General features: G+C 54.2%; 11 protein-coding genes and 1 tRNA gene. 3 read left to right on the top strand and 9 right to left on the bottom strand.

Features of this window, described 5'->3' with window-relative positions:
* The first annotated feature begins 89 nt into the window (after positions 1 to 89).
* From ACR0D6_RS18910 to ACR0D6_RS18900, 3 genes are all read left to right on the top strand, one after another.
* Positions 90 to 179 (top strand) — tRNA-Ser (locus tag ACR0D6_RS18910).
* Between the two features lie 577 nt (positions 180 to 756).
* On the top strand, positions 757 to 1,554 hold the full coding sequence (locus tag ACR0D6_RS18905) for an MBL fold metallo-hydrolase (protein ID WP_480766668.1): 798 nt from the start codon (positions 757 to 759) through the stop codon (positions 1,552 to 1,554).
* On the top strand, positions 1,554 to 2,498 hold the full coding sequence (locus tag ACR0D6_RS18900) for an MBL fold metallo-hydrolase (protein ID WP_480766667.1): 945 nt from the start codon (positions 1,554 to 1,556) through the stop codon (positions 2,496 to 2,498). The genes ACR0D6_RS18905 and ACR0D6_RS18900 overlap by 1 nt, the downstream gene beginning before the upstream one ends.
* A 1-nt stretch (position 2,499) precedes the next feature.
* On the opposite strand, the gene ACR0D6_RS18895 is transcribed toward ACR0D6_RS18900, so the two are convergent.
* The 9 genes from ACR0D6_RS18895 to soxA form a co-directional block, all read right to left on the bottom strand.
* A complete protein-coding gene (locus ACR0D6_RS18895) occupies positions 2,500 to 3,558 on the bottom strand; it encodes a YeeE/YedE family protein (protein ID WP_480766666.1) in 1,059 nt (352 codons plus the stop codon).
* A gap of 58 nt (positions 3,559 to 3,616) precedes the next feature.
* On the bottom strand, positions 3,617 to 4,840 hold the full coding sequence (gene hemA / locus ACR0D6_RS18890; RefSeq protein WP_480766665.1) for a 5-aminolevulinate synthase: 1,224 nt from the start codon (positions 4,838 to 4,840) through the stop codon (positions 3,617 to 3,619).
* A gap of 1 nt (position 4,841) precedes the next feature.
* A complete protein-coding gene (locus ACR0D6_RS18885) occupies positions 4,842 to 5,276 on the bottom strand; it encodes a DUF302 domain-containing protein (protein WP_480766664.1) in 435 nt (144 codons plus the stop codon).
* Positions 5,277 to 5,357: 81 nt separating this feature from the next.
* Positions 5,358 to 6,620: an FCSD flavin-binding domain-containing protein gene (locus ACR0D6_RS18880; RefSeq protein ID WP_480766663.1), complete on the bottom strand. Its 1,263-nt coding sequence runs from the start codon at positions 6,618 to 6,620 to the stop codon at positions 5,358 to 5,360.
* A gap of 24 nt (positions 6,621 to 6,644) precedes the next feature.
* On the bottom strand, positions 6,645 to 7,316 hold the full coding sequence (locus ACR0D6_RS18875) for a c-type cytochrome (RefSeq protein ID WP_480766662.1): 672 nt from the start codon (positions 7,314 to 7,316) through the stop codon (positions 6,645 to 6,647).
* Positions 7,317 to 7,354: 38 nt separating this feature from the next.
* Positions 7,355 to 8,680, bottom strand: coding sequence for a c-type cytochrome (locus ACR0D6_RS18870; RefSeq protein ID WP_480766661.1), 1,326 nt, complete (start codon positions 8,678 to 8,680; stop codon positions 7,355 to 7,357).
* Complete coding sequence (soxC, locus tag ACR0D6_RS18865; protein WP_170655488.1) at positions 8,664 to 9,926, bottom strand: sulfite dehydrogenase; 1,263 nt, start codon at positions 9,924 to 9,926, stop codon at positions 8,664 to 8,666. Before soxC ends, ACR0D6_RS18870 begins: the two co-directional genes overlap by 17 nt.
* A 24-nt stretch (positions 9,927 to 9,950) precedes the next feature.
* Complete coding sequence (soxB, locus tag ACR0D6_RS18860) at positions 9,951 to 11,648, bottom strand: thiosulfohydrolase SoxB (protein ID WP_480766660.1); 1,698 nt, start codon at positions 11,646 to 11,648, stop codon at positions 9,951 to 9,953.
* Positions 11,649 to 11,735: 87 nt separating this feature from the next.
* Positions 11,736 to 12,581 (bottom strand): sulfur oxidation c-type cytochrome SoxA, encoded by an 846-nt coding sequence (soxA, locus tag ACR0D6_RS18855; RefSeq protein ID WP_480766659.1) that lies wholly within the window; start codon positions 12,579 to 12,581, stop codon positions 11,736 to 11,738.
* Positions 12,582 to 12,631 lie beyond the last annotated feature (50 nt).

The raw sequence follows: 12,631 nt of genomic DNA, 5'->3' as shown, positions 1-12,631 counted from the left end.
ATTGAAATCTCCCACGGGCAGCGTTTCTGAAAATTTCCACTTGCACCGCCGGGCGATCCTCACTAAATCCCCCCCTCACAGACCCCCGCGGAGAGGTGCCGGAGTGGTCGAACGGGGCGGTCTCGAAAACCGTTGTGGGTGCAAGCCCACCCAGGGTTCGAATCCCTGTCTCTCCGCCACTTTACTGAGACAACCAAATGCCTTGTTCATCGGCGCGAAGCATCACTCACTATCGGTGCACTTTCCGTTAGACAACAGATGAGTCCGTATCCAGATATTCCAGAATAGTTTTTTAGATTTAGCTAAAATGTCTGCATAGGTCCGCGCACCTCTTCCAACAGCATCCATTTGGCCCATTCCTGCCTTTCAACTGATCGGTTCGCTGTCGCATCGAATCCCTTCAATCCTGCCATTCGTTGCAACCACACTTTCCCCGGCTCATCAAATGTGGAAACTGAGCGACAAATTCGTCATTTGTTTTCAGAGATCAAATGACCGTTGACATAGAATTGTTCAAATGCTGATGGCAGCGTTTAACTGAGACACGCTGTGATACTGACGAAAGCGGCATTGTCCCCATCTCCATCTTTCGTCATTTACAAATTAAAACATTCATTTTATTGATTACGTATGAATGAAAATACATTTTCGCGGCGTAGTTTCTTGTACGGTGCCGCGTGTATCACAGCGCTTGGAGCGCAATCCAAAACCGCTTGGGCCGAGTTACAACTCGGTTCTTCGGCTCGGATTGGAACCATGTCAGACGGGTACCTGTCTTTGCCTCCGAAAATGGTCTTCGGCGCTATGCCAAAGGAAGAACTCAGGCAGCTTCTGGACAGTTACAAGGTGGACGCGACAAAGTACGAGCCAGAGTGCAACGTCGCGCTTTATCGAGATGATCAAAACACGGTGCTGTTCGATGTTGGAGCTGGATCCGATTTCATGCCAACATCCGGCAAGCTTCTGGAAACTCTTGAAACTATCCACCTGTCGCCCGAAGACATCTCGCACGTGATCTTCACCCATGCGCATCCGGATCACATCTGGGGCGTTTTGGATGATTTCGGCGACCTTCTGTTCCCCAACGCAACGCATCACTTTGGCCGAAATGAGTGGGACTATTGGTGGAACCCTTCAACTGTGGATTCGATAGGGGAAGACCGCGCTGCGTTCGCTGTAGGCGCTAAGCGGCGTATGGCAGCAATTGAGGATCAGGTCGCGTTCTTTGACGATGGGCAAGAGATCCTTCCCGGTATTGCCGCACGCGCAAGCTTTGGGCACACACCCGGCCACATGGCGTTCGAAATTCGCGGCGGCAGTGAATCCGTAATGGTTGTCGGCGACGCGTTGGGAAATCCACACGTAGCTTTTGAACGCCCAGACTGGCATAGCGGCATGGATCAGGATCCACAGGCGGCTGCAGCAGCTCGGAATTCGCTGCTGGATCAGATTTCCCACGAGCAAATGAAAATAATTGGCTTCCACCTGCCGAATGGTGGAATCGGCCGGGTCGAGAAGACTGGGTCTGCTTATAAGTTCATTGGAGAACCATAATGATGCGATCGCTGGCGATTTTCTTGGCCCTGGCCACACCAGCTTGGGCAAGCGAGGATATTGCTGACCAATACCCGCAAAACGTGCTGTATTCTAAACCGGTCGAGTACATCCCTGGCGTCTATTCCGCGATTGGCGCAACCGCTCCACCGACCTACGAAAACTCTGGTCACAACAATAATCTCAGCTTCATCGTAACCGGAGAGGGCGTGATCGTCATAAACGGCGGCGCGGCTTATGTGCTTGCCGAAGCGCTTCACCAGGAAATTCAGGCAATCACGGATCAACCGGTTAAGCTTGTCTTCAACGAGAATGGTCAGGGGCACGCGATGCTTGGCAACGCTTACTGGTCTGACCTCGGCGTTCCAATCATCGCACATTCGGACGCAGCTGCTGAATTCGAGGAATATGGCCCTCAAATTCTGGAGGGAATGCAGCGATACAACCAGGACAAGGCAGAAAAAACCTTCCTGGCTGGCCCAACCGAGACATTCGATGATGAATACATTGTTGAGATGGGTGAATTCCGGATTGAGGCAAAATACCTTGGGCCCGCCCATAGCCCCGGAGATATCTCGATCTGGTTGCCGAATCAAAGCCTTGTCATCGCGGGTGACATGGCGTTTCACGAGCGCATGCTGCCAATCTTTCAGGAGACTTATACTGCGGATTGGCTTGATACTTGGGACAACGAGTTCGAAGCTTTGGGAGCCACGTATGTCATCCCCGGACACGGTCATCCGACGAACATGGATCAGGTGCGACGTTATACACGCGACTACCTGGTCTATCTGCGCCGCAAGATTCAAGAGCATATGGATGCCGGCGGCGATCTCGCAGAGGCTTACTATGTCGATCAGTCAGCGTATGCCCATTTGGACACATTTGAGGAACTGGCGACAAAAAACGCCGGGCGCGTTTTTGAGCAGATGGAATTCGAGTAACTCAGAAAGTTTGAGGAACAGGTATTCGCCTCAATAACCTGTGCGTGCTGATCGCTCCAACCCACATGAAGAAAACGGCAAGCCATGCCGTCAATGAAAGGGCGGACCCTCCCGAAAGCCCTGCGCCGACGGCGCAGCCTCCGGCCAGCATGGCTCCAAACCCCATGAGAACAGCTCCAACGAGGTAGCGTTCCATCGGAGTATCAGGGCCAAACCGTTCTATCTTCCACTGCCCTGCAGTTAAGGCTGAGACTGCGGCACCAATTGCTACGCCTGGAACAAGGCCGATACCAAAAGACAACACGACGTTTCGCTTCGCAACCAACGCCATTAGTGTATCCGTAGCCGGTCCGGTAAATGTGACTGACGACACAGGCACGACTTCAAAAGATGCTTGTGCGATGGCAAATGTCATCAACCAGCCGAGCGCCACCGCCAGGCCAACTCCTGCGGCTGTTATGATCCTGATAGGAGTGACTCTCCGGTGGAATGCAAACACAATTGCCGACAACAAACCCAACGCTGCAACGGCTGTATAAGCCGTTGGCGAAAATCCAAGTATTTCCGAAAGATCTCTCGAGGCGCCTCCTGGAACAGTCCATATCCCGGAAAGCAACTCGCGGGCGGGACTAAGAACGCCCGTGTAAGCCGCCTGAGCCACTAAGGTTAAAACCAATCCTGCAATCAAGGCGCGCAGATTACCGCAGGAGGCCAATACCAACAGGCGAGATGCACACCCACGCGCCAGAACCATGCCGACGCCGAACATCGCTCCGCCAATTATTGCGCCGCTAATGCTTCCCGTCGACGCGATCGCGCGTGTCTCGGAAAGGTTTAACCACTCAAACGAGACAAACGACTGTACTAAGGTGAGCGCTGCCGTGAAGGCGATCAGCCAAACCGCCAGACGGGGACCAAGCTCGCCTTCGGCGACTTCGATAGTCGAAGCTCGCAAACAAAAGTGAGACTTTTGCGCCGTCACGCCGAACAAGATACCGACGAGCGCACCTGCAAATGCCAAAGCGCCAGGGTCTCCCAACAAATCGATGAGCCTTTCCATCAACAGAAACTCTCACTTCGTTGCTTGCGCGTCCTTGTCTTCGGTCAAGTTGTCATATTCATTGCGCGGCCATTGGCCTGCGCGCCAATTGGCATTGCGTCCATAACTCACCCAAGGCAGATACCAGTCGATCCACGTCTTCTGTGGAATGCACTGGGGAAGGTGTAATCCGCAGTCGTTCCGCTCCCTTGGGGACGGTCGGATAGTTGATTGGCTGGATGTAAATTCCATAGTCACGCATCAGCACATCAGAGATGAAGCGACACTTGACCGGATCGCCGACCATGACCGGAATGATGTGACTTGGGTTCGGTTTATGTGGAATGCCCAGATCGTCCAGCCTGTTTCTCACCTCGCGCACACGCTGCTGGTGTAGTTGACGTTCCGAATTGCTTTGCTTCAGGTGCCGAACTGAAGCGGCAGCTCCTGCGGCCACGGTGGGAGGCAATGCAGTGGTAAAGATAAAGCCGCTGGCGAAGGATCGGACAAAGTCAACAAGCTCTTTCGACGCCGCGATGTATCCACCGACTACGCCGAATGCTTTACCCAATGTTCCCTCGATGACGGTTAGCCGATCCATCAGGCCTTCGCGCTCAGCTATGCCACCGCCGCGCGGTCCATATAGCCCTACCGCGTGAACCTCATCCAAATAGGTCATCGCTCCATAGCGATCGGCCAGATCACAGATCTCAGCAATTGGTGCGATATCGCCATCCATGGAATAGACGCTTTCGAACGCAATGAGCTTTGGGGCATTGGCAGGCAGTTCAGCAAGGTGCCGCTCAAGGTCGGCTAAATCATTGTGTTTCCAGATACGCTTTTGACAACGACTGTGACGAATTCCCTCGATCATCGAGGCGTGGTTCAACTCGTCAGACAGGACTGTGATGCCAGGTATTCGGGCCGCCAAAGTTCCCAAGGCAGCCCAGTTCGACACGTAACCGGACGTAAACAGCAGCGCAGCGTCCTTGCCGTGCAAGTCAGCAAGCTCCTGCTCCAGTAAAACATGCTGGTGGGTGGTTCCAGAAATGTTCCGCGTTCCGCCCGCCCCGGCACCACACTCATCGATCACCTTGTGCATTGCTGCAATAACACTGGGGTGCTGACCCATCCCCAGATAATCATTTGAGCACCACACAGTGACTTTCTCGGGGCCATTTTTCGCGTAGCTACGCGCTGTCGGGAACGCCCCACACTGCCTTTCGAGATCCGCAAAGACCCGGTAGTTCCCTTCTTCTTGAAGCCGGTCGAGTTGACCACGAAAAAACTGCTGATAGTTCATTTCAGTTCCCAACGGCTTCTTCTACGATCCCGGACAACAGGGTCTGAACCTTTTGCATTGGTCCATCAGGATAGCTTCGGTATCCAACCATCACGCCATTGTCGTCTTCGGCTACAAAAATCCCATAGGGGCAGAAGCCAATATTCATCGGGTCGGCTTCCATCACTTCACGCGAGATTTTTGCCGAGCAGAAGATGAAGATGTCTGCGGCTGCAAATATCTGCTTGTCGCTGCCGACATCAGCGCCTGTTCGACTCAACATGTCGCCGACGTGGCTTACATAGTCGATGACCAGTCCCTGTCCCACAATCGCGGACTCGACGGCGAACGTTGCATCATCAAAACTGCCGTCGAAGGGGGTCGTGATGATCTCTTGTGCAAGCCCTTGGCTCGCCAGAACAGTCGAAAACGCGGCTACGGCGATAACGTGTTTCATGTTTTTTAGTCCTCCTCCTGAACCGCATTTTCTCAGATTGATCATCGGGGTCTTTGACACCGGTCAAAGCCCCCAAATGCCTCAACCAAACATGTCCGACGTGATACCGGCGTACCAACCCAGAGACTCTTCGTAAGTCGCTTTTCTCAAATCGGCATCTTCACCGGTTTGGCTGATAAAGCCATCAACTTTCGCGATCTTTTCTGGCGTCGCCTCATAAGTTGCTCCAACCTTAACGCCATCATCGGTATCGATCAGCGACCAGCATGTGTTCGAGAACTTGGCCGGGAATACTTTAGACCCAGTCAACGCACCTCTTACTGCGTTCGCACAAACTTTTGCCTGACTGTTTGCCGAAAAACCGGATTTCGGCATGTCACCCTGCTGGCTGGCATCACCAAGAACATATATGTCCGGATCGGCTTTGGAGGACATGTCCGCTGCGTTCACCGGTGCCCAATTGCCATCGGTTACTCCCGCCATTTCCGCAATGCGACCTGCTTTCATCGCTGGGATTACATTGCAGACATCGACCTTTGTCTCTTCGCCGTCGATGGTCACCGTCATTGCATCCGGGTTTACGGATACATTGCCACCGCCGAAATCTTCGCCGATCCAGTCAACCATTCCTTCATAGTTGTTTCCCCAGCCTTCTTGGAACAAAGCCATTTTCGAGAATTTCGGCTTCGGATCGGCCACAATGATCTTTGCTGTTGGGTTGTTTGCCTTCAGCACATGAGCGACCATCGAAACCCGTTCATACGGCCCGGGCGGGCAACGGTACGGGTTAGGAGGCGCGACCATCGCGAAGGTACCACCTTCGGGCATCGCCATGATCTGGGCTTTTAGCAGCTCGGTCTGGGAACCAGCCTTGTACGCATGCGGCATCTTGTTTTGCGCCAAGACGTCCCAGCCCTCAACCGCGCCATCAACAAAGTCGATACCCGGGCTAAGGATCAGCTTGTCATACGGAACTGACCCGCCGCCGGCCAAAGAAACAGTCTTGGCATCGCGATCAACCCCTGTGGCCCAATCATGCACGACGTTGATGCCGTAGTTCGCAGCAAGCGTGCCATAGCTGTGGGCGATGTCCGAAAGCTCCTGAAAACCTCCCAGATACAGGTTTGAGAAGAAACAGGTGTAGTAGGTCCGCGACGGTTCAATCAGCGTCACGTCGATCTCCCCTTTGCTGTCCTTGGCGATGTACCGCGCGGCAGTTGCACCGCCTGCCCCGCCGCCGACGACAACGACCCGTGGCTTGCCTTGAGCCAGCACCATCGGAGCAGATAGCCCGGCTGCCGCCACCCCGGCGGCTCCAAGAAATACTCGTCTATTAAGTGTCATCGCGTTTCCTCCCGTTAAGCTTTGTCACTCCGGATTCTTGAAGTAAGCGGCCAATGCCGCGATCTCGTCATCGCTCAGCCGTCCGGCGATCATTTGCATGACCGGATGTTGCCGCTGTTTGTCTTTGTAAGCGTGCATGGCGACCACGAAGTCTTCGTCAGGCCAATACACAATCGAAGGAATGCCCTCATCGCCTCCTTCAATCTGGTGGCATGTTGTACATTCGCTGCTAAGGTATGCGCCGTACTCAGGATCTCCTTGAATCGCCAGGATCGCGGGATCAATCGAGTGATCCGTGCCTTTCGCCGTTGGATCCGCTTCCGGGATATCCCGAGGATTGTCGGAAAACTCCCGCAAATAGGCGATCACGTTGGCGCGGTCTTGAGGGTCTTCCAAACCGCGAAAACTCATCCTGGTGCCTGACGCAAATGCACGGGGGTTTTCGATGTAGGCGGACAGAGTGTCAGCGTGCCATTCCAGACCCGAGTTACCCGCGCGCACAAGGCTCTTGGAGTATTTGAATCCGTCGAGGCCTGCTGCTTTCCGACCAAAAACACCGTTCAGATGCGGCCCGATTTTATTTTCGGCTCCTTCTCCAACCTGATGACAACCTTTGCATTTGGCAAACACCACTTTCCCTGCGTCAGCGTCGCCGAGGTCTTCTGTTGCTTGGGTTGACGGTGCAATCGAAATCAAAACCGTTGCGCAGGTTAGAATGATCGACCGCCGCATGATCAGCTTCCGAACGACTTTAGGTAGACGATCACAGATTTAATATCGTCTGGTTTCTTAAGCCCCGCGAAAGACATGCGCGTGCCTTTCATGTAGTCTTTGGGTTTTGTCAGGAAGGCCGCCATTTCTTCATCAGTCCAGACAAGACCTGCCTCGGCAGCGGCTTTCATAGCCTTGGAGTATTTGAACCCTTCGACCGACCCTGCGTTGGACCCAATAATACCGTTCAAAGCTGGTCCTGTGCTATGCTTTGCACCTTCACCGACCTGATGGCAGGACTTACACTTCTTGAAGACCTTTGCTCCGGCGGCGGCAAGGTCCGCTGATTGATCAGTCTCTTCGATTTCTTGAACAGCCGGTGTTGCAGCGGCCTCTTCCTCGGGCTTTGGCGCTACGGTTGGAATGAACGAGGGCCCTTCCGACGAAAACGTCGGCAACTCGTCCGGGCTGGCTTCATTCATGACCGAATTCGAACCGCCCTCTGGTGGCGTCTCAACCAGAAAGACAGAACGCATAGTAACTGCGACCTCTGATTTGCAATTCTCCATGCAAGGCTCTTCTCGCCATTCCGCGTACTCAGTCTCGGGTCGAACATCGACGACAAAGCCGTCCATATTGTACATCTCGAAATCGGCGAAGTTTTCGTTGTTAAGAACGAAATCGTCATCCACCAGATCATTTGAATAAAGGATATAGGCGACAATTGCGTAGGTCTCATCCGCAGCAAGCGTACCCGCTTCACCAAATGGCATTGAGCGGGAAATGTAATCCCAAGCGGTCGACAAATGAGGCCAATATGACCCAACAGTTTTCACAGGATCTTCGTCGGCAAGCGTGTCGAAACCGCCGGCCAGAACAGGCCAATTGTCGGCGCCTTCGGCAAACTCGCCGTGGCAGGACGCACACCGTTCGACAAACACTTCTTCTCCAGTCCAGACATCGCCTGATCCAACCGGCAAGCCACGCCCGTCAGGCAAGACGTCAACGTCCCAGGCCGCGATCTCTTCTTCCATTGCAGGACGTCCAAGCCCAAAAGTACCGTCGCGACTGGGCGCCGGTGCAGTTAGGTTCGTACCATTTGCAACCCGTTCCGCAGCCGCCGCTTGAATTTCTTCGACTTTGATCTCGAGTTCAGCTGCTCGGCTGGCCTCCGCTTGCGCATTTTCCAGGGCTGATGCTGCATGTGCTTCAACCTGCCCTATCCGGGTTTCCAAAGTGTCTATCTTCGACTGGCCATAATTCCGATTGGCAAATGCCAACGCTGCCGCAAGCACCAAGGCTGTGCCACCAAACACGGGCAGTAAAACATGACTAAGAGACTTCGACATTCTCAGCGATCCCTTCTGCGCTCACGTACCAAGTCTGGATACAGTTGTTGTGGTAGACCGCATTTTCTCCGCGCTTTTCGCGTAGCTGGTCTTTGGTTGGCTGCACATAGCCGATCTCGTCTATCGCCCGGGCCTGTAACAACATTGGTGCTCCGTCCCAGTTCGTATCGAGATAGAAACGCGTCAAAGCCTTGCTGTCGCCCTGCTTGCCCAGACGCGCTGTCTCCCAGGTGATCCCACCGTCCTTGGACACATCGACCCGCGTAATTTGTCCGTGGCCTGACCAGGCAAGCCCGGAAATGACCAAGGGCCCCGGTCCGTGTTTGATTGGCATTTGCGGGCTGGGTGAGGTAATGACGGATTTTGCATCCATCACCCACGTCCATTTCTGGGCTGTGCCATCGGCGTAGACATCGGTGTATTTTGATGTTTCTTCGCGGCTTTCGACCGCCATATCGACGACCTCGATGCGGCGTAGCCACTTGACCCACATGTTTCCTTCCCAGCCCGGAACAACCAGTCGCACGGGATATCCATGCTCCATGCGCAGCGCTTCACCATTTGCCTTGAAAGCCACCAACACGTCATCCAGTGCTTTTTCCATAGGGATGGAGCGGCCATTGGATGACGCGTCTGCGCCTTCAACATAGACCCATTTGTCAGGTGAGATATCGGCGCCTGCTTCCTGCAACAGCAACCGCAGCGGAACGCCGGTGTATTCCATGTTGTGAATCATGCCGTGCGTAAATTGGACACCGTTGAGTTGCGCACCAGCCCACTCCATACCGGTGTTCGCTGCACATTCGCAGAAATACACATGATTTTCGCGCGGGAACCGTTCGATATCCTCGTAGGTAAAGACCAGCGGGCGATCGACCAGGCCATTGATCATCAGGCGATAGTCTTCCTTACGCAGTTCAATCGCGCCCGAGTGATGGCGTTCGAAGGCGCATCCTTGCGGAGTGATCGTGCCATCAAGCGCGTGTATCGGTGTGAAGTTGATCGACGAAATCGGAGAGGCGGTCAGCCATTCCACGTTGCGGCGAACGACATGGGATTCGAAGCTGATTGGCATGCCATAAGGTGTCTCATCGACACCGGCACCAGTGTAAGATGCCCAATCCTGAAGCTCCGTTATAAGTGGGTCGGGCGTGCTTGCCGCTGCTGCACCGGCAACTGACCCCGCAGCGACCGCAGCGCTGCCTTTCAGGAAGGCCCGACGGGACGGTTTGAACGCGTCATCCATATCTCTTAGGTCTCCTTTAGTTTCTTAAGCGCCGACAACATCGACACTGGTGTTCTCTTGCACCGTGACGGTGCCGAGGTTGCGAATATGGTTTTCGACGACATCCCAGATCGGCGGACCCTCAGTACCTTCGTTGACGCTGGCCCAACCAGCCACGACGTAGGTTTTCGATGGCTCAATCGCTTCACCCGTTTTAAGCAAAGTCATTTCGCTGATCCGTTGCCCTTGTGGTTTGGTCACATCGATGCGGTAGCCAATCCCACCGACGCGGACCATGTCGCCGCCTTGCTGGTAGTAGGGATCGGGATTGAACAGGTTGTCACCGACATCCTCGAGGATCACATGGATGAATTCGCCGGTCATTTCTGTGCGATAAGCATTGGGATACGACATCGATGTGACGTTCCAAATGTCCTCACGCGTAATTTCTTGTCCCGGCAGGATTGAGGGTCCCCAACGGACGCCAGGCGACATCGCGATGTCTGCCTCACGCTCATTGATCAGGGCATCGCAGATCAGGTCATCCCAAGTGCCGTTAAAGTTGCCGCGGCGGTAGAGCAACGAGTCCGTTTTTCCGATCACTTCACTTAGCGCCGCCTCATAAGGTGCGCGCTGATCGTTTATCAGGCCAGTGATCGCTGGATCTGGAGCGATAACGTCAGAGAAGATTGGGATCAGCTTGTGCTTCAGCCCCAACATCTGACCATCCCGCACGTCCAGATCCACGCGGCTGACGAATTTGCCGTTCGAGCCAGACGCGATGATATGCGTTTTACCCACCAGAACGGGCTCGGGCAGCGCGTCATGAGTGTGCCCGCTAAGGATCACGTCAATCCCCTGAACCCGACCTGCCATCTTCTTATCCACGTCAAAGCCGTTATGGCTTAGGACGACAACGACATCGGCGCCGGCATCACGAACCTCATCAACCATTGCCTGCATGTTTTCATCCCGAATACCGAATGAATATTCTGGGAACATCCAGCCAGGGTTCGCGATAGGCATGTAAGGAAACGCTTGCCCGATAACAGCGACCTTTGCACCGCCCCGTTCAAAGAACTTATAGGGTTGGAACAATTCTGCAGGTTCGTCCCACTCGGCATCAAAGATGTTTTGACCCAAGGCCGCAAAGGGCAATCCTTCGACGATTTCGTTAACTCTGTCGCTGCCCAACGTGAACTCCCAATGAAAGGTCATAGCATCGGGTTTCAGCGCATTCATGACATTGACCATGTCCTGACCGGCCGTCTGATAGCAGGTGTAGGAACCGTGCCAGGTATCGCCACCGTCCAACAGAAGGGCATCGGGGCGGTCAGCACGTATGGCGTTGATGACGGTTGAGACTCGGTCCAATCCACCGACCCGACCGTAGGTCTTGGCCAGCGAAGAGAAATCACTGTAGGTCAGAGCATAGGCCGACGGGCTTCCATCTTCGATCCCGTAGGCCTTGCGGAACACCGCCCCTGTGACATGCGGCATCTGTCCTCGCGCATCGCCAATGCCCAGATTTATTTCTGGTTCACGGAAATAGATCGGTTTGAGTTGCGCGTGAATATCGGTGACATGGATCAAGCTGATATTGCCGAAGGTCTCGAACTCCAGCAATTGATCCTGCGTTAGGCTTTGCTGCGCAGCAAGCCTGGCCCAGTTGCCGAACCCGGACGCCCCGTAAATAGCCGAGGCAGCCATTGAAACCTGCAAGAAGTCACGTCGAGAAATCATCTATCAGCTTTCCTGTTTCACATATAAATGTGTGAATGTTAAGTGCATGAAAAACCCGCGCAGGACATTGCCCACGCGGGTCGTCCGTTATTGACGTACTGCAGGAGTTTCGACTGAAAGCCCGTTGCCGCGAGACGCAACGTAGAGCTCAAGCGCGCGAAACTCATCCGATCCTTCGGCAAAAGTTTCCGCCCGCGTATCGCGAATACAACCGCGGAAACGATTGTGGCGCGAGATCAGCTTGGCCTGTTTCAGACGATATGTCGGGAACCCGTTGATCATACCTTGGCTAAGGTGGTCCGCTCGGATCATATTGCCCCAGTTTTCTTCATGACAATTGGCACAGCTCAGCTCCAGCTGGCCATATCGAGTGTAGTACATTTCTTTACCCTGTTCCCAGAACGGGGCGGCATCGCCATCAATAGCGACGTTCATTGCCAAACCGCGTGACTGCAGACCGATTAAGGCGACCATGCCCTGCATATCGCCCCCGGACCATTTCCAGGCATCGGCTTCCATGTGGTCCGTACGGCACTTGTTGATCAGATCTTCCATGACGACCAGCTTACCAGTTTCGGCATCCACCTTCGGCATGGACGCCTGCAATCCCTTGAAGCTTTCCACCCCATCGTGGCATGAGGCACAGCTCTCGCCAGCGGCACCATCAACGGTCTCGAAGAGATCGGCGGCCTGATCGACGAAGATCATTGCAGGATTGTCGAAGTCATCAATTTGAAGCGCTTGCGTTTCATCCGTGCGAAAATGCCAACCCGAATAGATCGTGTCCAAATTTTCCAGATGTGCCGGAGCTTCAGTGACCGAGGTCATGTCCAGCTCATCATTGATCACAAGATTCTCTTCGTCAGGACCGGCCATTACCGCCACTGGGAAAACCAGAACTGCCGCGATCGCCGTTAGTGCCTTGGTATTCATTGCGTTCCTCCCTTAGTGGACCAGCGCCAGAATTTGCAACCAGCGCTGAC

The organism is Ruegeria sp. BJ6 (genome assembly GCF_056537885.1).
Note: the sequence above shows the minus strand (reverse complement) of the source record. Positions and strands in the feature narration are given on the sequence as shown.